20 protein-coding genes and 1 pseudogene are annotated in these 22,700 nt (G+C 75.5%); 12 read left to right on the forward strand and 9 right to left on the reverse strand.

All coding sequences use genetic code 11. The features are described from left to right. Nucleotide 1: 1 nt before the first annotated feature. The gene (locus ACTSKS_RS05915) at nucleotides 2–1,585 is read left to right on the forward strand and encodes a tyrosine-protein kinase family protein (RefSeq protein ID WP_123244130.1); all 1,584 of its coding nucleotides are present in this window, start codon (nucleotides 2–4) and stop codon (nucleotides 1,583–1,585) included. Beyond that, nucleotides 1,555–3,063 (forward strand): sensor histidine kinase, encoded by a 1,509-nt coding sequence (locus ACTSKS_RS05920; protein ID WP_134415753.1) that lies wholly within the window; start codon nucleotides 1,555–1,557, stop codon nucleotides 3,061–3,063. Before ACTSKS_RS05915 ends, ACTSKS_RS05920 begins: the two co-directional genes overlap by 31 nt. A 62-nt stretch (nucleotides 3,064–3,125) precedes the next feature. Here ACTSKS_RS05920 and ACTSKS_RS05925 read toward each other — a convergent pair whose 3' ends face one another. Continuing rightward, nucleotides 3,126–3,374 (reverse strand): WhiB family transcriptional regulator, encoded by a 249-nt coding sequence (locus tag ACTSKS_RS05925; protein ID WP_002854852.1) that lies wholly within the window; start codon nucleotides 3,372–3,374, stop codon nucleotides 3,126–3,128. Between the two features lie 367 nt (nucleotides 3,375–3,741). Here ACTSKS_RS05925 and ACTSKS_RS05930 point away from each other — a divergent pair, with 367 nt between their 5' ends. Beyond that, nucleotides 3,742–4,218: a hypothetical protein gene (locus ACTSKS_RS05930; protein WP_134377024.1), complete on the forward strand. Its 477-nt coding sequence runs from the start codon at nucleotides 3,742–3,744 to the stop codon at nucleotides 4,216–4,218. A 68-nt stretch (nucleotides 4,219–4,286) separates the two neighbouring features. On the opposite strand, the gene ACTSKS_RS05935 is transcribed toward ACTSKS_RS05930, so the two are convergent. Next, complete coding sequence (locus ACTSKS_RS05935; protein WP_036313345.1) at nucleotides 4,287–4,658, reverse strand: DUF1844 domain-containing protein; 372 nt, start codon at nucleotides 4,656–4,658, stop codon at nucleotides 4,287–4,289. Nucleotides 4,659–5,034: 376 nt separating this feature from the next. Here ACTSKS_RS05935 and infC point away from each other — a divergent pair, with 376 nt between their 5' ends. From infC to ACTSKS_RS05955, 4 genes are all read left to right on the forward strand, one after another. Then, a complete protein-coding gene (infC, locus tag ACTSKS_RS05940; protein ID WP_220482387.1) occupies nucleotides 5,035–6,009 on the forward strand; it encodes a translation initiation factor IF-3 in 975 nt (324 codons plus the stop codon). Between the two features lie 104 nt (nucleotides 6,010–6,113). Beyond that, the gene (rpmI, locus tag ACTSKS_RS05945) at nucleotides 6,114–6,308 is read left to right on the forward strand and encodes a 50S ribosomal protein L35 (protein WP_002853699.1); all 195 of its coding nucleotides are present in this window, start codon (nucleotides 6,114–6,116) and stop codon (nucleotides 6,306–6,308) included. An 89-nt stretch (nucleotides 6,309–6,397) separates the two neighbouring features. Continuing rightward, the gene (gene rplT / locus ACTSKS_RS05950) at nucleotides 6,398–6,784 is read left to right on the forward strand and encodes a 50S ribosomal protein L20 (protein ID WP_041105250.1); all 387 of its coding nucleotides are present in this window, start codon (nucleotides 6,398–6,400) and stop codon (nucleotides 6,782–6,784) included. Between the two features lie 138 nt (nucleotides 6,785–6,922). Continuing rightward, nucleotides 6,923–7,819 (forward strand): TrmH family RNA methyltransferase, encoded by an 897-nt coding sequence (locus tag ACTSKS_RS05955; RefSeq protein WP_041104199.1) that lies wholly within the window; start codon nucleotides 6,923–6,925, stop codon nucleotides 7,817–7,819. Between the two features lie 88 nt (nucleotides 7,820–7,907). Here the strand turns inward: ACTSKS_RS05955 and ACTSKS_RS05960 are convergent, their stop codons facing one another. Further along, nucleotides 7,908–8,180 carry a GlsB/YeaQ/YmgE family stress response membrane protein gene (locus ACTSKS_RS05960; protein WP_036315639.1) on the reverse strand — a complete coding sequence of 91 codons (273 nt, stop codon included), beginning with the start codon at nucleotides 8,178–8,180 and terminating at the stop codon, nucleotides 7,908–7,910. 141 nt (nucleotides 8,181–8,321) lie between these two features. Next, entirely contained in the window at nucleotides 8,322–9,644 is a 1,323-nt protein-coding gene (locus ACTSKS_RS05965) for an MFS transporter (RefSeq protein WP_044659789.1), read from the reverse strand. 50 nt (nucleotides 9,645–9,694) lie between these two features. Here ACTSKS_RS05965 and ACTSKS_RS05970 point away from each other — a divergent pair, with 50 nt between their 5' ends. Next, nucleotides 9,695–10,207: an NUDIX domain-containing protein gene (locus tag ACTSKS_RS05970; protein WP_442927365.1), complete on the forward strand. Its 513-nt coding sequence runs from the start codon at nucleotides 9,695–9,697 to the stop codon at nucleotides 10,205–10,207. 34 nt (nucleotides 10,208–10,241) lie between these two features. Here ACTSKS_RS05970 and ACTSKS_RS05975 read toward each other — a convergent pair whose 3' ends face one another. Then, nucleotides 10,242–11,315, reverse strand: coding sequence for an Rv2578c family radical SAM protein (locus ACTSKS_RS05975; RefSeq protein WP_041104195.1), 1,074 nt, complete (start codon nucleotides 11,313–11,315; stop codon nucleotides 10,242–10,244). A 92-nt stretch (nucleotides 11,316–11,407) separates the two neighbouring features. Here ACTSKS_RS05975 and ACTSKS_RS05980 point away from each other — a divergent pair, with 92 nt between their 5' ends. Beyond that, the gene (locus ACTSKS_RS05980) at nucleotides 11,408–12,070 is read left to right on the forward strand and encodes a pyroglutamyl-peptidase I family protein (RefSeq protein WP_228062965.1); all 663 of its coding nucleotides are present in this window, start codon (nucleotides 11,408–11,410) and stop codon (nucleotides 12,068–12,070) included. A 12-nt stretch (nucleotides 12,071–12,082) separates the two neighbouring features. Here the strand turns inward: ACTSKS_RS05980 and ACTSKS_RS05985 are convergent, their stop codons facing one another. Both ACTSKS_RS05985 and ACTSKS_RS05990 read right to left on the reverse strand, forming a co-directional pair. Continuing rightward, complete coding sequence (locus tag ACTSKS_RS05985; protein WP_073117125.1) at nucleotides 12,083–12,532, reverse strand: hypothetical protein; 450 nt, start codon at nucleotides 12,530–12,532, stop codon at nucleotides 12,083–12,085. Further along, nucleotides 12,529–12,936 carry a CHY zinc finger protein gene (locus tag ACTSKS_RS05990; RefSeq protein ID WP_073117126.1) on the reverse strand — a complete coding sequence of 136 codons (408 nt, stop codon included), beginning with the start codon at nucleotides 12,934–12,936 and terminating at the stop codon, nucleotides 12,529–12,531. Before ACTSKS_RS05990 ends, ACTSKS_RS05985 begins: the two co-directional genes overlap by 4 nt. An 86-nt stretch (nucleotides 12,937–13,022) precedes the next feature. Here ACTSKS_RS05990 and pheS point away from each other — a divergent pair, with 86 nt between their 5' ends. From pheS to ACTSKS_RS06005, 3 genes are read left to right on the forward strand one after another with little or no spacing between them, the layout of a single operon-like run. Then, nucleotides 13,023–14,105 carry a phenylalanine--tRNA ligase subunit alpha gene (gene pheS / locus ACTSKS_RS05995; protein ID WP_012750956.1) on the forward strand — a complete coding sequence of 361 codons (1,083 nt, stop codon included), beginning with the start codon at nucleotides 13,023–13,025 and terminating at the stop codon, nucleotides 14,103–14,105. Nucleotides 14,106–14,108: 3 nt separating this feature from the next. Next, nucleotides 14,109–16,688 carry a phenylalanine--tRNA ligase subunit beta gene (pheT, locus tag ACTSKS_RS06000; RefSeq protein ID WP_442927366.1) on the forward strand — a complete coding sequence of 860 codons (2,580 nt, stop codon included), beginning with the start codon at nucleotides 14,109–14,111 and terminating at the stop codon, nucleotides 16,686–16,688. A 2-nt stretch (nucleotides 16,689–16,690) separates the two neighbouring features. Then, nucleotides 16,691–17,311, forward strand: a complete 621-nt coding sequence (locus ACTSKS_RS06005; protein WP_036337488.1) for a 4'-phosphopantetheinyl transferase family protein — start codon at nucleotides 16,691–16,693, stop codon at nucleotides 17,309–17,311. A gap of 18 nt (nucleotides 17,312–17,329) precedes the next feature. Here ACTSKS_RS06005 and ACTSKS_RS06010 read toward each other — a convergent pair whose 3' ends face one another. Together ACTSKS_RS06010 and ACTSKS_RS06015 are read right to left on the reverse strand one after the other, a co-directional pair. Next, complete coding sequence (locus ACTSKS_RS06010; protein WP_036337490.1) at nucleotides 17,330–18,670, reverse strand: M1 family metallopeptidase; 1,341 nt, start codon at nucleotides 18,668–18,670, stop codon at nucleotides 17,330–17,332. Further along, nucleotides 18,667–22,676: pseudogene (locus ACTSKS_RS06015) on the reverse strand (Pls/PosA family non-ribosomal peptide synthetase). Before ACTSKS_RS06015 ends, ACTSKS_RS06010 begins: the two are co-directional and overlap by 4 nt. Nucleotides 22,677–22,700 lie beyond the last annotated feature (24 nt).

A 22,700-nucleotide genomic window follows, 5' to 3' on the forward strand; every position in this document is an offset into this window, starting at 1 on the left:
CGTGCGCATCGCCCTGGCCACCACCGTCCAGCCGGGCCTGGACCACATCGGCCCGCTCGAGCGGCACCAGACGGACATCACGGTCCTCCGCCGGGCCGAGGACATCGCCGAGCTGCTCGCCATCGCCCGCTCCGGTCTCGTGGACGCGGTCCTCGTGGCCGGGGACACCGAGTCCCTCACCGCCGCCTTCCTGGAGGAGACGGCCCGGCTGCCCCGACCCGTGGGCGTGGCGGCGCTCAGCGAGGTCCGTGCCGAGCGGCGTCGTCTCCGCAGCATGGGGGTGCCCTGCGTGCGCGCCGACGCCGACCCCGAGCAGATCGCGGCCGTCGTCGTGGAGTCCGCGAGCGCCGCCGCGGAGGGCCGCCGGCCGGAGACCTCGCACGGGGAGGACGCCGACCACGCCCGGGATCACGCCGAGGACCTCGACGACCTGCCGATCACCCTGGAGACGCTCGGCGCGGACGAGGTGCCCGGCCTCACGGACCCCTGGCGCGACGCCGACGAGCCCGACGACGCCGGGCCGGGCGCCGCCCCCGCCGCGGCCACCCCCGACGACGGCCCCGCCACCGCGGGCGAGGGAGCCGACCCCGCACCCTCTCCGGAGGAGGGCGAACCGACCGCACCCGCGCGGGAGTCCCTGGTGACCGTGGTGTGGGGTCCCACCGGCGCCCCGGGACGCACCACCGTCGCCGTGAACCTCGCCGCCGAGCACGCCGTGGCCGGCCGGAACACGCTGCTGGTCGACCTGGACACGTACGGCCCCGCCGTCGGTGTGCACCTGGGGCTGACGGAGGAGTCGGCCGGCGTGTCGCGGGCCGTGCGGCGGGCCGACCACGGCCGACTGGGCGCCGCCGACCTGGCGGCCGCGGGCGTCCGCGTCCGCGTCGCCGGCGCGGACCTGACGGTTCTGACGGGGCTCACCCGCGTGGACCGGTGGCCCGAGCTGCGCCCCGCCGCCGTCTCCGCGCTGATCGCGGCCGCCAGGGAACACTGGGACCGCGTGGTCGTCGACGTCGGGTTCGGTCTCGAGCAGGACGAGGAGTTGTCCTTCGACGTGCCCGCCCCACAGCGCAACGGTGCGACCCTGGCGGCGCTCGCCGCGGCCGACGAGGTCATCGCGGTCGGCGGGCCGGACGCCGTCGCCCTGCCCCGCCTGGTCCGCGGGGTCGAGGAGCTGGCGGAGGCGGCCCCGGCGGCACGGCTGCGCGTCGTGGTCAACCGGCTCCGGCCCGCCGCCGCCGGCGTCGCCCCGCGCGGGCAGGTCGAGGCCGTCTGGAACCGCTACGCCTCGCCGGCCACGCCCCTGGAGGCGTTCCTGCCGTGGGACCCGGCCGCCGCGGACCCCGCGCTGCTCGCCGGCCAGGTGCTCGCCGAGGCCGCTCCGAACAGCCCGCTGCGTCGCGCCCTCGCCACGCTGGCCGGTGTCCCTGCCCGCCCCGCCCGCCGCGGACGGCACCGCGCACGGCCCTCGCAGACCATCGCCGCCGTGTCGTCCGACGCCGCCCGCGACGCCACGGACACGGGCCGCCCGGCACGTCGCCGTACCCTGATCCCATGGTCAGTTCGCTCGCGCAGGACCCCCTGACGTCGCACCCGGACATCGGAGACGAGGACCGCGCCTGGCTGCAGCGGCTCGTGGGGGACTGGCAGCTCGTGGCAGACCTGGCGCTCGCGGACCTCGTGCTCTGGTGCCCCGTGCCCCGCCGCGACGAGGCCGGAGGGTTCGTCGCGCTCGCCCAGGTCCGGCCCTTCACCGCTCCCACCCTCTTCCACCGCGACATCGTGGGCTCGCGCGCCCGCGCGGACCTGCGGGCCGTCGTCGGGCAGACGTGGCATGGCGGGGAGCGGGCCGAGGGGGCCGGCCCCGTCGAGGCCCCGGGAGGCACGCTGCAGGTGCGTCTGTGGCCGGTGGTCCGCGCCGGGAGGGTCATCGCGGTCGTCTCCGCGCACGCGGACCCGAACGGCCGGCCGGCGCGCTCGGTGATCGAGGAGAACTACAGCCGGACGGCCAGCACCCTGCTGGACATGATGCAGCACGGCCGCTGGCCGGCGCCCGAGGAGCCTCCCGGCCTCTGGGCAGGCGGCACGCCGCGGGTGGGGGACGGCCTCGTCGTGCTCGGGCCGGACTCGGTCGCCGAGTTCACCAGTCCCAACGCGGTCTCCGCCCTGCGCCGGCTGGGCATCGCCTCAACGCTCGAGGGGCACCGGCTCACCGACGTCCTGGCCAGCACCGACGCCGCCCGTGTGCCCACCGACGAGGGGACGTGGGCCGTGCTCACCGGGCTGCGTGCCGGACGGCGGGAGGTGCAGTCCGGCGGGGCGTCCCTCACGGTGCGCTCCGTCCCCCTGCTCGGTCCGGACGGCTGGCAGGGGGCGCTGCTGCTGCTGCGCGACGTGACCGAGCTGCGCCGCCAGGAGCAGCGTCTGCTCACCAAGGACGCGACCATCCGCGAGATCCACCACCGCGTCAAGAACAACCTGCAGACCGTGGGATCGCTGCTGCGCATGCAGGCGCGGCGCACGTCCTCGCCCGAGGCGGAGCGTGCGCTGCGTCAGGCGATGCAGCGGGTGGACACGATCGCCCTCGTCCACCAGACGCTGAGCGAGGAGATCGAGGACCAGGTCCCCGTGGACGGTCTGCTGCAGCGGCAGTTCCGCCTGGCCGTCGAGGTGGCCGGGGACGGGCGGCCGCTGCAGGTCGCGGTCACGGGCGAGTTCGGTGAACTGCCCTCCCACGTGACCACGCCGCTGGCGCTGGTGCTCAATGAGCTGGCGGCCAACGCCGTCGAGCACGGCACGGCGCCGGGCGGTGGCTGCGTGGGCCTGCACGCCGACCGCGAGTCGACCCCCGCGGGAACGGTGCTGGTCGTGTCCGTGACGGACGGCGGCCCCGCCGCCCCCGACGGATGGGTGCCGGGGGAGTCTCCCCGCGCGGGCGAGGGATCGGGGCTCGGCCTGCGCATCGTGCACTCGCTCGTGGAGGGGGACCTGCGCGGCACCCTGCGCTGGGAGCGGTCCGACGACGGCGGCACGCGCGTCGTGCTGCGACTGCCCCTGACGTGAACCCGGCCGGGCTTGAGGACGGCCCCGTCGACGTCGTCGACGGGGCCGGTGGTCCGGGTGGGTCAGGAGGCGCGGCGGGCACGCGCGGCGCGGCGCTTCATGGCGCGCCGCTCGTCCTCGCTCATGCCGCCCCAGACGCCCGAGTCCTGGCCGGACTCCATGGCCCACTTCAGGCACGTGTCCACGACCTCACACGAGCGGCACACCGCCTTGGCCTCCTCGATCTGCAGGAGGGCGGGGCCGGTGTTGCCCACGGGGAAGAACAGCTCCGGGTCCTTGTCCAGGCACGCTGCTTTACTGCGCCAATCCATCGGTCCGCTCACTTTCTGTCGGAAGAGCCGGAGCCCGCGGGCGCCGGTGGTCACGGCCTCCGCCGGCGGCGGGCGCGGGGGCCTGCGCGGACGACGCGCGGCACGACCGATACGGAGGGCGACCCTGGTCATTGCAACGGGGACCGCTTTCGTACGAACGCGGCCCCCGGAAATCTCTCGCGTGCCATCCTCGCACGGCCCTCACGAGTGAACAAGAGGTGAATGAGGTGCATCACCGCGCCTCCCAGTGAGTCCTTGGTCACACCCATGCCCGGGACGGCGCGTCGCCGCGAACCTGGCCCGCGCACCGCCCGGCGTACCGTGGGGCACACGTCCGTCCCCGCAGCCGTCCCGCAGGAGAGGCCCCATGACACAGTCCCGCCGCCCCGACCCCGTCGCCCCGTCCGAGTCGTCGGGCGCCGACGCGACGACGGTCCCGCCCCGCCCCGGCCGGGGCCTGCCGGCGGCCGTCCTCGTGGTCGCCGCGGCGCTCGTGGTCGAGGCGGGCGCGCTCCTCTGGCTCGCCGTGGACGCGGTGGTGCATGCGGCGGACGGGGTGCTCCCGGCCGGCGCCCGCGTGATGCTGGTCGTCATCTACGCGCTGCTCACCCTGTGGATCCTCGCGACCTCCGTCGCCCTGCTGCGCGGTCGGGCGTGGAGCCGCGGCGCCGCCGTCGCGATCCAGCTCTTCGGTGTGCTCCTGTCCTCGTGGCTCTTCAGCGTGGACGCCGCCGCTCTGGGTGGGCCGCTGCTCGCGGTCTCCGGCGTCGCGCTGCTCACCCTCTTCACGACGCCGGTCACCCGGCATCTCACCCCCGCCCCGGAGGCCTCGACGGACGCCTGAGCCCGGCTCCGACGACGACGGCGCGCCCCCGGTCGGGGGCGCGCCGTCGTCGTCATCGGGGGGCGTGGTCAGTTCACCGGGCCGGTGAACTTCTCGCCGGGGCCCTTGCCCGGGGCGTCCGGGAACGGGGAGGCCTCACGGAACGCCAGCTGCAGCGAGCGCAGGCCGTCGCGCAGCGGGCCGGCGTGCTGGCTGCCGATCTCGGGGGCCGCGGCCGTGACCAGCCCGGCGAGGGCCGTGATGAGCTTGCGGGCCTCGTCGAGATCGATGAGCTCGCGGGCGTCGGGGGAGTCGGCCAGGCCGCACTTGACGGCGGCGGCGGTCATCAGGTGCACGGCGGTGGTCGTGATGACCTCGACGGCGGGGACCTCGTGGATGTCGCGGATCTCGGCGGGGGCGTCCATGGGGGTGGCGTCCTGGGCCTGACGTTCGTCTGTCATGGTGGTAAGCTTCCCATAGACCACTCGTGGTCCGCGCACGTCCTCGTCATCCGGTGACCCCGGAGCAGGCGTGCACGGGCCAGGAGCAGCAAAGTGGAGGCCTCTCTCCCACCCGCGTCAGCAGGATGTCCGGTTCGCCCCGGGCCGAGTTGCCGGGTCGCCGGTCGGGACCGCCGCGTCGTGGCGCGCAGCCCGCACCGAGGGTCCCGTCCGACGGGATCGTGTCGAGGCCTCCGTCTGCGTCCGCGCAGGGGAGGCCTTCCTCGTTTCCGAGGGTCCCTCCGGTGGGCGCGGGATCACCCGTCGTCTCGCACAGAGGAGTACCACCATCAGCGATCCCCGCATCAACGAGCGTATCCGCGTTCCGGAAGTCCGCCTGGTCGGCCCGAACGGCGAACAGGTCGGCATCGTCCGCGTCGAGGACGCCCTCCGGCTCGCCGCCGAGGCGGACCTGGATCTCGTGGAGGTGGCCCCCACGGCCAAGCCTCCGGTGTGCAAGCTGATGGATTTCGGCAAGTACAAGTACGAGGCCGCGGTGAAGGCCCGTGAGTCGCGCAAGAACCAGGTGAACACGGTCCTCAAGGAGGTCCGCTTCCGCCTGAAGATCGACAAGCACGACTACGAGACCAAGACCGGCCACGCCAAGAAGTTCCTGAGCCAGGGCGACAAGGTCAAGGCCATCATCCAGTTCCGCGGCCGTGAGCAGCAGCGTCCCGAGCTCGGCATCAAGCTGCTGCAGCAGTTCGCCGAGGACGTCGCCGAGCTGGGCACCGTCGAATCGCAGCCGCGCCAGGACGGCCGCAACATGGTGATGGTGGTCGGCCCGCTGCGCACCAAGGCCGATGCGCGCGCGGACCAGCGCAAGAACTCGGCCGAGAGCCACCGCGAGCGTCAGGGCGGCGGTTCGCGTCGCGACCAGGCCGCCCGCGAGGCCAAGGAGCGCGCCGCGCAGAAGGCGGCGTCCGACTCCGCCCCGGTGCGGAATTCGGTCGGGGACGCGTTCCCCGAGCAGCTGAAGGCCATGGCCGCCCGGACGCAGGAGAACGCCTCCGCGGCCCCGGCCGAGACGAAGCAGGCGCCGAAGACCCCGGCCCCGGCGGCTCCCCGCCCGGCCACGGCCGCCCCGGCTGCGAAGCCGGCCTCCAGCGCCACGCCCGCATCGTCCCCGAAGCCGGCCGCGACGCCGAAGCCGCAGTCCTCGGCTGCGCCGGCTGCCACGCCGAAGCCGCGGTCCGCCGCCAAGCCGGCCGCGCCGTCGTCGGCTCCGAAGCCGGCGGCCAAGCCGATGCCGGCCCCGCCCAAGCCCGCCGCCCCCCGCGGCGGTGCCCCCAAGCCCGGTCCTCGGGCCTGACCCCCCGGGGTCGCCACAGACCAGCCCGGTCCGGACGGACCGGGGTGACCAGCACTGCCGTGCGCGCCGCGCACGGCAGCGATGAGTGAAGGAGAACGGCAGCCATGCCGAAGATGAAGACCCACAGCGGTGCCAAGAAGCGCTTCCGCGTGACCGGCTCCGGCAAGATCATGCGCCAGCAGGCGAACCGCCGCCACTACCTGGAGCACAAGTCCTCGCGCCTGACCCGCCGTCTCAAGGGCGACCAGCTCGTCTCCAAGGGCAGCATCAAGCAGATCAAGCGGATGCTCGGCATCTGACACCCCCTCCGGCCTCGCCGGAACCCCTTCCTCCTCGGCCGTGACGCGCCAGTGCGCGCCCCGGGGACCACACAGATTGGAGTACGCACGTGGCACGTGTGAAGCGGGCAGTGAACGCCCACAAGAAGCGTCGGACCATGCTGGAGCGCGCCTCCGGCTACCGCGGCCAGCGGTCTCGCCTGTACCGCAAGGCGAAGGAGCAGATGCTCCACTCGTTCACCTACAACTACCAGCACCGCCACAAGCGCAAGGGTGACTTCCGTCGCCTGTGGATCACCCGCATCAACGCGGCCGCCCGCGCCAACGGCATGACCTACAACCGCTTCATGCAGGGCCTCAAGCTGGCCGGCGTCGAGGTGGACCGCCGCATGCTGGCCGAGATCGCCGTCTCCGACGCCGCGACCTTCGCCGTGCTGGTGAAGACCGCCCGCGAGGCGCTGCCCGCGGACGTGAACGCCCCCGCCGTCTCCCGCTGAGCCGGCTCCGGGGCCCTGAGAGCCCCACCACCACGCCCCAGGCGTGAGCACCACCGCCGACGGGGCGGGTCCTCCACCGAGGCCCGCCCCGTCGGCGTCTGCGCACCCGCGCCCCGCCGAACCCGACCAGGAGAGCCCATGACCCCGCCCGCCGAGCCGCTGACCCACCCCCGCGCCGAGCGCGTCCGCGCCGTCGCCGCCCTGGCCGGCCGGCCCGCGCGACGCCGGACCGGCACGTTCCTGGTGGAGGGCCCGCAGGCGTGCCGCGAGGCGCTGCGCGCGCACCTGGGGGAGGGGCCGGCGGGCGCGGCGCGGCAGTGGCCGGCCGGTCGCGTCCTCACCCAGGTCTACGTCTCCGCCGGGCTCGCCGACCGGGACTCGGAGCTGGCGGCCCTCGTGGAGCGGGTGGCCGCCGACGGGCCCGACGGCGGCGAGCGGGTGTTCGTGCGGGAGGCCTCGGACGAGGTCCTGACGGCCATGGCGGACGCGGTGACGGGCCAGGGCGTCGTGGCCGTGGCCCGCGTCCCGGATCAGCCCGCCCTGGAGGACGCGTTCGACGGTGCGGCGCTGGCGGCCGTGCTGTGCCGCGTGCAGGACCCGGGCAACGCGGGGACGGTGCTGCGCGCGGCGGACGCCGCGGGCGCGGACGCGGTGGTGCTCACCGCCGGATCGGTGGACCCGTTCAATCCGAAGGTGGTCCGCTCCACCGCCGGGTCCCTGTTCCACCTGCCCGTGCTCGCGGGGGTGCAGGCGGAGGACGTGGCGGTGGCTGCCCGGGCGGCGGGTCTACAGGTGTGGGCCGCCGACGGCCACGGGTCCGATCGACTGGACGCCCTGTCCCCGGCGTCGCTGGGGGCGCGCACCGCCTGGCTGTTCGGCAATGAGGCCCAGGGCCTGGACGAGGCGGAGCTGGCCCTGGCGGAGCGCCGGGTGGCCGTGCCCCTCTACGGCGCCGCGGAGTCCCTGAACGTGGGCACGGCGGCCACGGTGTGCCTCTACGCCTCGGCGATGGCCTCGCCGACCACGCGGGACTGAACGCACACGCCAGAAGGGGCGGGGATCCGTGAGGATCCCCGCCCCTTCTGGGGTCGACCCGGCGGGTGCCGGGTCAGCCGATGTCAGCTCAGACGCGGGTGCCGCGGCGGCTGGTGATGGCCTGCCAGATGAAGGCCACGATGACGCCGCCGATCACAGACCAGATGAGCGTCTGCCAGCTGAACGCGTCGCCGAGCCCTTCCCCGCCGAGCAGGGTGGAGATCCAGCCACCGAGAACGGCACCCAGGAGGCCCGTGATGAGGGCACCCAGCCAGCCGGAGCCCTGTCGCCCCGGAAGAATCAGGCGAGCGATGGCACCGGCGATGAGGCCGATAATGATCCAAGCGATGATGGTGAACATGCTGATGTTCCTTTCGAGTTGCGGATGATGACGTACGGAAAGGAGCTTAGCCAAGCCGATTCCACCTGTGCCACCTCTGACGGCCCGCTACCCCTCGATCGCGAGGTCAGCCGCCCGTGGACCGAGCGCGCCGCACGCGATTCACACGGTGGCGGCGGAGGGGCCGTCGTGCGGGACGGCGCCGACGGCGGGGGTGCGTCGGACCAGCAGGAGCGCGAGGACGAGGCCGCCGAGGGCAATGGCGGCACCGATGAGCGGCGGGGTCCTCAGGGAGGCTCCGGCGCCGATCGCGGCCGCGCCGACCCAGGCCCCCATGGCGTTGGCCATGTTCAGTGCGGAGTGGTTCAGGGAGCCCGCCAACTGCGGCGCGGTGGGGGCGGAGTCCACCAGCAGCACCTGCAGGGACGGGGCGATCCCGGAGCCGCTGACGGCCACCAGGAAGAGGAAGACCACCATCACGGGCGCCCACTGCGCGGTCAGGCCGACGCCCAGAAGGAAGACGGCGCTGAGTGCGAAGCTCAGACGCAGCGTGCGCACCGGGTCGCGGTCCGTGAGGGCGCCGCCGACGAGCGTGCCGACGACCATGCCCACCCCGTAGAGGGCCAGGACGGCGGGCACCCACCGCTCATCGAGGCCGGACACCGTGGTCAGCAGGGGGGCGATGTAGGTGTAGAGGGCGAACATGCCGGCGAAGCCGAGGACGCCGACGGCCACCGTGGCCCACAGGCGCCCGGACGCCAGGCCGCGCAGCTCGCGGCGCACGGACGCCCCCTCGGGCGCCGGGACCGGCGGCACGAGCCATGCGGTGGCGGCCACGCACAGGGCCGCGCACGTCGCCACGATGACGAACATCCAGCGCCAGCCCGCGCTCTGGCCCAGGGCGGTGGCGGCCGGGACGCCGAGCACGTTGGCCACCGACAGGCCCGCCATCACCCATGCGACGGCCTGGCCACGGCGGGCGGGCCCGGCCAGGTCCGCGGCGGCCAGGGCGGCCGCCGAGAAGTAGGCCCCGTGGGGCAGGCCGCAGATGAAGCGGGCGGCCATCATGGTGGCCGCGTCCGGGGCGAGGAAGGCGGCCACGTGGCCCGCGAGGAAGAGCAGCATCAGCACGATGCTGGTGAGTCGTCGGTCCACCCGGGCGAAGGCGGCCGCCAGCAGCGGGGCGCCGACGACCACGCCGAGGGCGTACATCGAGATGAGCACGCCGCCGGCCTCCAGCCCGATGCCCAGGTCCGCCACGGCCTGGGGGAGCAGCCCCATGATCGCGAACTCCGTGGTGCCGATCGCGAAGCTGCCCAGGGCCAGCGCGAGGATGGCCGGCAGCAGACGCACGCGGCGGCCGCCCAGCAGCGCGCCGGGGCCCGTCGGCGCGGTCGGTGGGATGGACGGGTCCGGGCGCGTCGGACGCGGGGCGCGGGGGGAACGGTCGTGGGCGCCGTCGGCGGCGGGAGTGGGGGTGGGCACCGACCCAGCCTACGGACTCCGGTCTGCGGGGGCCTCGCTAGCCTGGGCTCATGACCTCCGCCACACCTGCTCGCCCCGTGCTCCCTGCCAGCCCGACGACGTCGCCCCGGGACGGTGCGCGACCGCGGCTGGTCGTGGGGCTCGCGCTGCTCGACGATGCGGCCGCGCCGACCCGCCTGCTGGCGGCCCGCCGCAGCGCGCCCGCCGCGCTGCGGGGACTCTGGGAGTTCCCCGGGGGCAAGGTCGAGCCGGAGGAGGGTGCCCAGGAGGCGCTGCTGCGGGAGTGTCGGGAGGAGCTCGGGGTCGCCGTGCGGCTCGGCCCCGAGGTGGCGGCGCCGGAGCCGGCCGGGTGGGAGCTGGCCAACGGCGCCCGGATGCGGGTGTTCTGGGGCGTCCTGGCGGAGGAGGGGGCGAGGCCCCGAGCCCTGCAGGACCACGATCTGCTGGCGTGGCTGCCGCTCGCCGGGCCGGGCGTGCGGCACCTGGACTGGATCCCGGCGGACCGGCCGATCGTGGCCGAGGTGCTCCGTGGCGCCGCCACGGCGTTCTCCGCGGGGCGCTGAGTCGACACGCGGCCGGCCGCGCCCCGCGGACCGGTCAGAACAGCGCGGGCTGCGCCGCCGGAGCGGAGGGCCGGGGTGCCGGGGTGCGCCGGGCCGTGGGACCGTCCTCGCGCCGGATGCCGTGGGCGCCGCCGCGGGCCAGGCCGTGCCGTGCGGCGGCCTCCCCGGCCACCCGGGTGAGCATGCGACGGTACGACTCGGGCGCGTAGGCGGACCGGGCGTACATCTGCTCGTAGCCGGCCAGCAGATCCGGGTGCTCACGGCGGATCCAGTCCAGGTACCACTCCTTCGCGCCCGGCCGCAGGTGCAGGGCGCCCGGCATGACGCGCGCGGCTCCGGCGTCCGCCAGCGCGCGCATGAGGGCGTCGATCTCGCGGTCCCCGTCCGTGAGCCACGGCAGCAGAGGCATGGCCATGACGGTGACGTCCGCACCCGCGGCGGCGAGCCGCTCGATCAGGCGCAGGCGTGCGGTCGGCGACGGCGTGCCCGGCTCGACCGCGGCGGCGATGGCGGGATCGAGCATCGCCAGGGACAGCGAGACCTGCACGGGCACCTGACGCGAGGCCGCCTGCAGCAGGGGCACATCCCGCGCGAGCAGGGTCCCCTTGGTCAGCACGGAGAACGGGGTGCCGGAATCCGCCAGGGCGCGGATGATCCCGGGCATCAGCGCGTAGCGGCCCTCGGCCCGCTGGTACGGGTCCGTGTTGGTCCCCAACGCCACCGCCTCGCGGCCCCACGTGGGCCGGGCGAGCTCGGCGCGCAGCACCTCGGCGACGTTGACCTTCACGACGATCTGCCGGTCGAAGTCGGCCCCGGCATCGAGCTCGAGGAAGGTGTGGGTGCTGCGGGCGTAGCAGTACCGGCAGGCGTGGGTGCAGCCGCGGTACGGGTTCACGGTCCAGCGGAACGGCATGGCCGAGGCGGACGGCACCGAGTTCAGTGCGGTCTTGGCGACCACCTCATGGAAGGTGACGCCCGCGAACTCCGGGGTGGTGACACTCCGCTGCAGGTCCGAGAGCGGCAGCAGGGCGGCGGAGCCGGCCGGTGTGCCGGCCGTCGCCCGCTGGGCTCCGCCCTCGGACCGCAGGGTCTGCGCTTCCCATCGCATGGCCAGAAGTAGAACACATGTTCGAATCGACCCGCAAGCGTGTTCGAGTCCGGGCGTGGCGCGGGCGCCCAGACGCGCCTACCGTGGTCGCCATGACCTCCCCTGCACCCGCCCCGGTAACCCGCGTCCTGCTCACGGGCTTCGAGCCCTTCGGCGGGGATGTCCACAACCCGTCGACCGCCGCCGCACGGGACGCCGTGGGCATCCTGGCGGACCGGGGTGTGACGGCCGAGGCGGTCGAGCTGCCGTGCGCGTTCGGCGCGGCCGGGCCTGCCCTGACCGCGGCCCTCGACCGGGTCCGGCCGGAGGTGGCGATCGCCGTCGGGCTGGCAGGCGGCACGGCGGCGGTGCGGGTCGAGCGGGTGGCCGTGAACCTGCAGGACGCCCGGATCCCGGACAACGCGGGGGACCAGCCCGTGGACCGGCCCGTGCGCGCCGACGGGCCCGCGGCCCTGTTCGCCACCCTGCCCGCCAAGCGTGCCGTCGCCGCGATCCGGGCGGCCGGCGTCGCCGCGGAGCCGTCCCTGTCCGCGGGCGCGTTCGTGTGCAACCACGTCATGTACTCGCTCCTCGACGCCCCCGGCACCGCCCGGGCCGCCGGTTTCATCCACGTGCCGTGGGACGCCGAGCACCGCCCGACGCCGGACACCCCGGCCCTGCCCGCGGCCGACCTGGCGCGCGCGGTGGCCGAGGCCGCCCTGACGGCGCTGGCCGGCGGCCCCGACCTCGACGTCCCCGGCGGCACCCTGCACTGACCCCCGGACCCGTCAGCGGCGGCGCCGCAGGCCGCGGACCACGGGCCGCTCGACGTAGCCGCCCAGGGCCAGGCCCGCGCGTCGTTCGAAGACGTTGCGCGACGCCGGGTCCCCGGTCCGCCACGTCGACCACGCCGCCGCCAGCGCGTACGCCGGCAGGAAGGGCAGACCCAGCAGGAGGGCGTACTGGTCCGCATGGCCGGCCTCGTGCCGCCACAGCGCGGGCGTCATGCGCAGGCCGGGGCGGGTGAACACGACGTCGCCGACCGTGAACGCGGCCCCGCCCGGGAACCGGTGCGTCCAGCCGCGGGCCTCGACCAGCCCGTGCGGCCCGGGCTGCAGCGCGCAGCCGGCGACGACGGCGCCCACCAGCCCCAGCGGCGTCGCCAGGTTCACCAGGTTCCACAGCCCGCGCGCCCGCACGTGCGCCGGAGGCGACGGCCGGGAGGGGGCCGCGGTCATGGCCGCGCCGTGGGTCCGGTGCCACAGGCGGGGGACCCAGACGCGGGGACGTCGAAGTAGAGCGGGGCATGGGCGGCGCAGCCCGGGTTGAACGGCGCCCCGCAGGCCGGGCACGCGGGATCGGCGGTGGCCTCGAGGGAGAGGTACGCGGTCACGCTCAGCTCGGTGCGGCACACCCCGCACAGCACATGCGGCCGGTCGAAGTCGTCGGCGGGCACCGGCACGGCCGGGTGGTCGGTGAGCTCCGCGTGGCAGCGGTGGCAGGACCAGTACGCGGGGCAGCAGGCGAAGCGCAGGGCGACGACGTCCCGCGCCGTGGCGTAATGGGCGCAGCGGGTCTGCGCGTCCAGGCCCACGCCCCGCAGCAGCGGGTCGGTGCCGTCGAGGGAGTCCGGGGCGGTCATGCGCCTCAGCCTAGGCCGAGCGCGCCCGGGGCGGACACTAGACTGACGGGCGTCCCACCGTCCCCCATGCGAAGGTCGTTGCCCTGATGACACCCAGCCCCGAGACCGGCGCGGAGCCCACCGCGCCCGTGGCGGAGATCTCCCCCGTGGACGCGGAGGCGGTGGAGGCCGCCGTGCAGGCCGCGCTCGCCGCGTACGAGGCCGCGGCGGACCTCGATGAGCTCAAGGCCGCCCGCCTGGCCCACACCGGCGACCGGGCCCCCCTGACTCTCGCGAACAAGGCGATCGGCGCCCTGCCCAAGGAGCGCAAGGCGGAGGCCGGCAAGCTCATGGGCGCCGCACGCGGCCGCCTGGGCAAGGCCCTGGCCGCCCGCACCGAGGTGCTCGAGGCGGAGCAGGCCGCGCGGATCCTGCGCGAGGAGACGGTGGACGTGACCACCGCGGTCCGTCGCCGCCGCGTCGGCGCCCGTCACCCGCTCTCGCTGACGATGGACCGCGTCTCGGAGATCTTCGTCGGCATGGGCTGGGAGATCGCGGAGGGCCCCGAGCTCGAGTCCGAGTGGTTCAACTTCGACTCCCTCAACTTCGCGCCGGACCATCCGGCCCGCGAGATGCAGGACACCTTCTTCGTGGCCCCGGCCGAGGCCCACCTGCTGCTGCGCACCCACACCTCCCCGGTGCAGATGCGCTCCCTGCTCGAGCGGGGCGCCCCCACCTACGTGCTGTGCCCGGGTCGCACCTTCCGCACGGACGAGCTGGACGCCACGCACACCCCGGTGTTCCACCAGTTCGAGGGCCTGGCCGTGGACAAGGGCCTGACCATGGCCCACCTGCGCGGCACCCTCGAGTACTTCGCCCGCCAGATGTTCGGGGCCGAGGCGGCCATCCGCCTGCGCCCGAACTTCTTCCCGTTCACCGAGCCCAGCGCCGAGCTGGACATCTGGCACCCCGGCGCCAAGGGCGGGCCCCGCTGGATCGAGTGGGGCGGCTGCGGCATGGTGCACCCGAATGTGCTGCGCGCCGCGGGCCTGGACCCGGAGGAGTACTCCGGGTTCGCGTTCGGCATGGGCGTGGAGCGCACGCTCATGTTCCGCAACGAGGTCCCGGACATGCACGACATGATCGAGGGCGACGTCCGCTTCTCCCAGCACTTCGGAATGGAGGTCTGATCCATGCGCATCCCCCTGGACTGGCTGCGGGAGTTCGTCCCCGTGCCCGCGGAGCACCGTGCCGAGGACGTGATGGCCGACCTCGTCCGCGTCGGCCTCGAGGAGGAGGACGTCCACCGTCCGGCCGCCGAGCTGCAGGGCCCGATCGTCGTCGGGCAGGTGCTCTCCAAGGAGCCCGAGCCGCAGAAGAACGGCAAGACCATCAACTGGTGCTCCGTGCGGGTGGTTCCCGAGGGCGCCGCCCAGCCGCTCACCGGCGAGGGGATCGAGTCCTCCGGCGTGCAGGGCATCGTGTGCGGCGCCCACAACTTCGAGGTCGGGGACAAGGTCGTCGTGGCCCTGCCCGGCGCGGTGCTGCCCGGCGACTTCCGCATCAGCCCCCGCAAGACCTACGGCCACGTCTCGGCCGGCATGATCGCCTCCAGCACGGAGCTGGGCATGGGCGACGACGGCACGGACGGGATCATCGTGCTCGGCGACCTCGGGCTCGACCCCGAGCCGGGCACCGACGCCCGGGACGTCCTGGACCTGCACGGCGAGGCCGCCGAGATCAACGTGACGCCCGACCGCGGCTACGCGTTCTCGATGCGCGGCGTCGCGCGCGAGTACGCGCACGCCACCGGCGTGCCCTTCACGGACCCGGCCGCCGCCGTCCACCCGCCCGCGGCCGACGACGCCGGCCCGGCCGTCCGCATCGACGACGACGCGCCGATCCACGGCGAGCCCGGGGCCACCCGCTTCGTGGCCCGCACGGTCTCCGGCGTGGACGCGACCCGCCCGACCCCGCCGTGGCTGGCCGCGCGCCTGCGCCTGGCCGGCATCCGCACCATCTCCCTGCCGGTGGACATCTCCAACTACGTCATGTGGGAGCTGGGCCAGCCCCTGCACTTCTACGACGCGGACACGCTCTCCGGCGAGATCGTGGTGCGCCGCGCGCGGGCCGGAGAGACTCTGACCACCCTCGACGGCAAGGAGCGCGAGCTCGACGCGGAGGACCTGCTCATCACGGACGACTCCGGCCCCATCGGCCTGGCGGGCGTCATGGGCGGGGCCGCCACCGAGGTCACGGACGCCACCACCACGATCGTGGTCGAGTCCGCGAACTTCGACCCCGTGTCGATCGCGCGTACGCGGCGCCGGCACCGCCTGCCCTCGGAGGCGTCGAAGCGCAACGAGCGCGGCGTCGACTGGGAGATCGCCGACGAGGCGGCCGAGCGGGCCGTCCAGATGCTCGTCGAGCTCGCCGGCGGCACCGCCGAGCCCGGGGTCACCGACGTCGGGACGCGGCCGCAGCCGGCCGTCGTCGAGATGGCCGCCGACTTCCCCTCCGCCCTGGTGGGCGTGGCGTACACGACCGACGAGGTCGTGGTGACGCTGGGGGCCCTGGGGGCCGAGGTGACCGTCGCCGAGGCCGCCGCCGACGTCGCCCCGCGGCTGACCGTGACCGCGCCGTCGTGGCGCACGGACCTGCGCATCCCCGAGGACCTCGCCGAGGAGGTCGCGCGCCTGCGCGGCTACGACGCGATCCCCTCCGTGGTGCCCGTGGCCCCGCCGGGCCGCGGCTTCACCCGCCGCCAGGCCCAGCGTCGCCGCGTGTCGGCCGCGCTCGCGGCCGCGGGACTCACCGAGGTGCTCGCCTACCCGTTCGTCTCCGAGGAGCAGAACCGGCGTTTCGGGGCGGACTCGGACGCGCAGGGCCAGGCCCTGGCGATGGTGGCCCTGGCCAATCCGATCGCCTCCCAGTACCGGTACCTGCGCCTGTCGCTGCTGCCGGGCCTCGTCGAGACCGCGCGCCGCAACCTCGGACGCGGCTTCCGCGATCTGGCGCTGTACGAGATGGGGCTGGTCTTCCTGCCCGGCGCGCAGCTGGGCTCGGCGACGATCCCCCCGCGCGCGGTCCACCCCTCCGCCGAGGTCCTCGCCGACCTCGAGGCCGGCATCCCCGCTCAGCCGTGGCACGTGGCCGGTCTGTACGCCGGGCACGACTCGGCGCCCGGGCCGGACCACGACCCCCGCCCGGTGGACTGGCAGGACGCGATCGCCGGGGCCCTCGACGTGGCCGACGTCCTCGGCGTCGAGCTGACCGTCCGGCAGGGCCGGCACCACGCGTTCCACCCGGGCCGGGTGGCCGAGCTCGTCGTCGTGACCGAGCACGGGGACCGGGTGGTGGGCGTCGCCGGCGAGCTGCACCCGCAGTGGCTCGAGGCCGAGGACCTGCCCGCCCGCACGAGCGTGTGGGAGCTGGACCTGGACGCGCTGTGCGCCGCGGCCCCCGAGATCGTGGTCGCCGCACCGCTGTCCACGTTCCCCGTGAGCACGCAGGACGTGGCGCTCGTGGTGGACGAGGCCGTCGTGGCCGGGGACGTGCGCGCGACCCTCGCCGAGGGTGCCGGGGAGCTGCTCAAGGCCGTCGAGCTGTTCGACGTCTACCGGGGCGCGGGCGTGCCGGAGGGGCGGAAGTCCCTCGCGTTCTCCCTGCGCTTCCGCGCCCCTGACCGCACGCTCACCGCGGAGGAGGTCTCCGAGGCCCGCGCCGCGGCCACCGCGCTCGCGGCGCAGCGGCACGGGGCGGTCCAGCGCTGACCGTGTCCGTCGCGACCGGCCCGTGGGGCCTGACCTCGGCCGTCCCCGCCTCGGCGGGGGCGGCCGACGCCGTCTCCGCGCTGCTCGGTCAGGTGCGCACCGCCCTGACGGCGGCCTGGGGCGTGCCGGTGGGGCCGCTCGGGCTCCGGCACGCCTGCCCGCGCTGCGGCTCGGCCGCGCACGGCGTCCCCGCGCTGACCGGCCTGCCCCCCGGCCGGGTCGCCCTCGTCTCGTTCACGCGCGTCCGGATGCCCGGCACTGAGGACCGGGCTCGGATCGGGGCGTGGTGGGCGCCGGCACGGCCCGCCGACGGGCTCGGCCTCGGGGTGGACGTCGAGCGGGCGGACGCCGCGGCCTTCGCGGACGAGGACGGCCTGGGCGGGGTGGGCTTCTCGACGGCGGAGCGCGCCCGGGTGCGGGAGCTTCCCGCCCCCGAGAGGCCCGCCGCGCGGGCCCGGCTGTGGACGCGGAAGGAGGCGCTCGTGAAGGCCGCCGGCACCGGCTTCACGGGCGACCCCGCCGCCGTCGACGCACTGACCGTGCCGGCCGACGTCGTGCTGGTGGACCTCACCGACCGGCTGCCGGGCGGTCTCCTCGGGGCGCTGGCGCTGCGGGGCCGCTGAGTCGACCGCGCGGGCGCCTCAGCCCGGGAACGGCGGCAGCTCGGGCCGCAGCGTCCACGCGTCGAAGAGCTCGTCCACCTGCGCTCGGCTCACCCCGGCGTGCGGGGCCCACGCGTGCACGTGCGTGCGCAGCCCCAGGGAGTCGACGGTGCCGAACCGGTGCTCCCGCACCCAGGCGCGCAGCATGGAGCCGAAGAGGTCCGTGCCCAGCAGGTGCCGCAGCGCCTCCACGGTGAGCGCGCCGCGCTTGTACACCCAGTCCTCGAACATCTCCTCCGGCCCGGGCTCGGCCAGCGCCTGCTCCACCGGGTGCGCGGCCAGCTTCTGCCAGGCCCGCCGCGCCATCGAGGTGATGCTGGACCGCCCCGAGGCCTCGGCCCACAGCCACTCGGACCAGCAGGCGAAGCCCTCGTGCAGCCACAGGTCGGACCAGCGGCCCAGGGTCACGGCGTTGCCGAACCACTGGTGGGACATCTCGTGGGCGATCAGCCGCTCGGACTCCCACGAGCCGTCCAGGTGGTTGGTGCCGAACAGCGACATGCTCGCGGCCTCGAGCGGGATCTCGAGCTCCTCGTCGGCCACGACCGCGGTGTAGTCCTCGAATGGGTATGGCCCGTAGGCGTCGATGAACGTGGCCATCATGGCCGGCTGGGGGGCAAGGGCCCGGAGGGCCCGCTGCTCGGTCCGCGGGGAGACCACGAGGCGCAGCGGCGGCAGGCCCTCGGCGGGAGGGGCGGCGTCCACGAGCCGGTAGCGGCCGATCTGCACGCTGAGCAGGTAGGCGGGCACGGGCTGGTCGAGCCGCCACCGCCACGTGACCCGCGAGCCGCGCGTGCGCACGGGCGCGCCCACGCCGTTGGCGACGGGCAGGTAGCCCGCGTCGCAGGTGAGGGTGATCTCCGCCGTCGAGCGGGAGGTGGGGGAGTCCACGCACGGCAGCCACGTGGAGGCGCCGTGGGGCTGCCCGGCCACGAGCACGCCGTCCGTGAGCTCCTCCCAGCCGATCGTGCCCCACGGGCTGCGCCGCAGCGTGGGCGTGCCCGCGTAGACCACGGTCAGCTCCACGAGCGTGCCCTCCGGCCGGCTCTCGTCCAGGTCGACGACGAGGCGGCTCGGGGCGCGGCCCGGCTGGGTGAACGAGGAGGCGACGGCGCGGCCGTCGACGACGGCGTCCACCCGGGACACGCGCAGCCGGTACAGGTCCAGCTCGATGCGGCGGCTCTGCTTCGTCAGGCGCACGCGCAGGACGGCGGTGCCGGAGACCCGGTTCGCGGCCAGGCGCACGTCGAGGTCCAGTGCGATGTGCTCGACGGTGGCGGCGTCGGTGCCGACGCCCGGGACGTAGGGATCGGTGCTCATGCTTCCTCTCGGGAGGGGGTGGCCGCGGCGGCGGGGTCGCCGTCGGGACGACGCCACGGGGAGACCGGGTTGCCGAGCCACCACGTGCCGGCGGGCAGCTCCTCGCCGCGCATCACGAGGGACCCGGCACCGACGGTGGTGCCGCGGCCCAGGCGGGCGGCGGGCAGCACCACGGAGTGGGGGCCGAGGGTGGCGCCGTCCTCCAGGACGACGGCGTCCAGGGACATCACGCGGTCGTGGAACAGGTGGGTCTGGACGACGCAGCCGCGGTTCACGGTGGCGCCGTCGCCGAGCTCCACGAGGTCGGCCTCGGGCAGCCAGTAGGACTCGACCCAGGCGCCGTGGCCGATGCGGGCGCCCATCGCGCGCAGGAACCAGACCAGGGCGGGGGTGCCGGCCGCGGCCCGGCTGAACCACGGGGCGGCGAGGAACTCGGTGAAGGTGTCCGCGACCTCGTTGCGCCAGATGAACGAGGACCACAGCGGGTGCTCGCCCGCGCGGATCCGGCCGACGAAGACCCGCTTGGCGAGCACGGTCAGGCTCGCCGCGACCGCGCCGGCCGCGAGCAGGACGACGCCGCCCAGGACGAAGGCCAGCGCCCACGTGCCGACCGCGATGAGGGCGGCCAGCGTCGCGCCGACGGCGAGGGACAGGGCCACGTGCAGCCACACCGGGATCGCGCGCAGCAGCTCCCAGGCGGTGCGGGCGGCCTTGAGTCGGGCCGGCGGGTCGTAGGTGAGGGCGGCGTCTGCGGTGACCTCGTTGCGGCGCAGGCGCACGGGCGGGGAGCCCATCCAGGACGTGCCCGCCTTGGTCTTGGCCGGGGTGGTGGACAGCACCGCCACGAGCGAGTCGCGGCGCAGGGTGCGGCCGCCGGGCACCATGCCGGAGTTGCCCACGAACGAGCGCTTGCCGACCTTCGCGGGGGCCACGTGCATCCACCCGCCGTCGAGGGAGTAGGAGGAGACCATCGTGTCGTCGGCGAGGAACGCGCCGTCGCCCACGCGGGTCATGCAGGGCAGGAGCACCACGGTGGAGGCCTCGACGCCGCGGCCCACCTCGGCGCCCAGCAGGCGCAGCCACGTCGGCGTGAAGCGGGAGGCGTAGATCGGGAACAGCTGGTCGCGGGCGGCGTCGAGGACGCGCTCGGTGGCCCACACCTGCCAGCCGACCCGGGAGCGCACGGGGTGGTGCCCCTCCGTGATGCCGAGCGCGAGCAGGCGCACGGTGACGAGCACGAGCAGCATCTGGGTCAGGAACCAGACGCCGGCCACCAGGGGGCTTGCGGCCAGCAGGCGCGCCGCGGTGGTCCCGACGGCGGCCAGCGGCCCCGCCTCCGGGGCCGGCGGCCACCAGGTCAGCGACCACGCGGCCACCGCGGCCGCCGCGGCGGCGGAGACGAGCGGAAGGAGGGAGATGAGGGTCGAGAGGACGGTCGCCATCAGGCGCCAGCCCGGGGTCTCCCGCGGCGCCTCGGCGGGGCCGCGGGACTTCACCTTGCCCACCTTGACGGCGGGGGAGCCGGCGTGGCGCTGGCCGCCGCGCACCCGCCCGGCGACGGTGGACCCGGCCTCGACGTGCGCCCCGGCGCCGACCTGGGCGCCCGGCAGGAGCGTGGAGCGGGCGCCCACGACGGCGTCCGCGCCGATGCGCACCTCGCCGAGCCGGACGACGTCGCCGTCGACCCAGTAGCCGGACAGGTCCACCTCAGGCTCGATCGCGGCGCCCTCCTCGACCGTGAGCATGCCGGTGACCGGTGGCACGGTGTGCATGTCCACGTCCTTGCCGATCCGGTTGCCCAGCAGTCGCGCGTAGGCGGGCACCCACGTGGCGCCGGCCAGCGAGTAGGGGTCCACGAGGTCGCTGATCTGCTGGGCGAGCCACAGGCGCAGGTGGACGCGGCCACCGCGCGGGTAGGACCCGGGGCTCACGCCGCGCAGCAGCAGCCGGGCCGTCGCGGCGGTGAGCAGCATGCGGCCGGGCACGGTCACCACCAGCAGACCGGCCACGATCAGCACCCACCACGGCACGGTGGGCAGCCCGGGCGCGAGCCCGGAGAGCGTCAGCAGGTTCAGGGCCAGGCCGGTCCACACGCCCAGGCGCAGGGCGGGCAGGACGAACACGGGCAGTCCCACGAGGGTCTGGACCCACTGGGTGCGGTGGCGGGTGCGGTCGACGTGCCGGTCGTGCACCTCGATGCCGCGGGGGCCGTCGTCGCCCACGACGGCGGCCACGAGGGCCCCGGCGGTGGGGTTGCGGTAGACGTCCTGGACGGTCACGGCCGGGTGGCGCAGGCGCAGGCGGGCCACGAGCTGGGCAGCGGCGAGCGAGCCGCCGCCGGCCTCGAAGAAGTCGGTGTCGGCGTCCTTGGGGGGCGCGCCGAGCACGTCCGCCCACTGGCGCAGCACCCAGCCGTCGGCGGTGTCCTCGTTCGGCTGGGGCGCGTCCTCGTCCACCTCGGCGCCGGGCAGGGGCCACGGCAGCGCGTGGCGGTCCACCTTGCCGGAGGTCTTCGTGGGCAGGGAGTCCACGACGGCCAGCCGGGGCACGAGGGCGGCCGGCAGCTCCGCCGCGAGGTGCTCGCGGGCCATGTGCAGGTCGAGCTCGGCCTCGGGGTCCGCGGGGACGAGGTAGCCGACGAGGATCTGGTGGCCCGCCGGGGTGGTCTGCACGGCCGCGGCGCCGCCGTGGACGCCGGGCAGGGCCTGGAGGGCCGCGTCCACCTCGCCGAGCTCGATGCGGCGGCCGCCGAGCTTCACCTGGTCGTCGGCGCGGCCGACGAACAGCAGGCCCTCCGGCTCGAAGACCACGAGGTCACCGGAGCGGTAGGCACGCTCCCAGCCGAGGGAGGGCATGGGGGCGTACTTCTCGGCGTCCTTGGCCGGGTCGAGGTAGCGGGCCAGGCCGACGCCGCCGATGATCAGCTCGCCCGTCTCGCCCTCGGCCACGGGCAGCGTGGTCTGCGGGTCGACGACGGCCAGGTCCCAGCCGTCCAGGGGCAGGCCGATGCGGACCGGGCCGAGACCCGTGAGCGGGGCCGCGCACGCGACGACGGTGGCCTCCGTGGGGCCGTAGGTGTTCCAGACCTCGCGGCCGTCCTCCGCCAGGCGCGCGGCGAGCTCGGGCGGGCAGGCCTCGCCGCCGAAGATCAGCAGCCGGACGTTGTCCATGGCCTCGGTGGGCCACATCGCGGCGAGGGTCGGCACGGTGGACACGGCGGTGATGCGCCGCTCGGCGAGCCACGGGCCGAGGTCCATGCCGGAGCGCACGAGCGAGCGGGGGGCCGGGACCAGGCACGCACCGTGACGCCACAGGCGAGCCACATCTCCTCGCACGAGGCGTCGAACGCGACGGACAGTCCCGCCAGCACGCGGTCGCCCGGGGCGAGCGGATCGTCCGCCAGGAAGATCCGCGCCTCGGCGTCCACGAAGGCCGCGGCCGAGCGGTGGCTCACCGCCACGCCCTTGGGGGTGCCCGTCGAGCCAGAGGTGAAGATGATCCACGCGTCGTCCTCGAGCCCGGGGGCGCGGGCCTCCGCGGCCGGGTCCGCGGTGTGCTCGGGGTGCGGGGCGTAGACCCGCTCGTCGGTGAGGACGCCGGCCACCTTCGCCTCGCCGAACACGAGGCGGGCGCGCTCCTCCGGATCGTCCGCGTCCACGGGGACGTAGGCCGCGCCGGCGGCGAGCACGCCGAGGATCGAGACGTACAGCGCGGCCGTGCCCGAGGCGATCCGCACGCCGACCCGGTCTCCCGCCCGCACGCCGGCGGCCCACAGGTGGCGGGCGGTCTCGTCGACGCGCTCCCGCAGCTCCGCGTACGTCAGCGGCTCGACGCCGTCGTCCAGGGCGGTCGCGTCCGGGTGCTCGCGCGCCGTGGCGTCGAAGAGCTCCACGAGCGTCCGGGCGGGCGGGGTGCGCTCGGAGCCGGGCAGCTGCGGCCGATGCGGCGCGCCCGCGGGGTCGAGGGGGACGGAGGGCGGGGTGGGCGCGGCGGACGAAAGGGACACAGGGGCCTCCGGGGGTGTGAGCGG

Origin of the sequence: Micrococcus sp. TCR-5, from assembly GCF_052220525.1 — a bacterium.
Lineage (GTDB): Bacteria > Actinomycetota > Actinomycetes > Actinomycetales > Micrococcaceae > Micrococcus > Micrococcus luteus.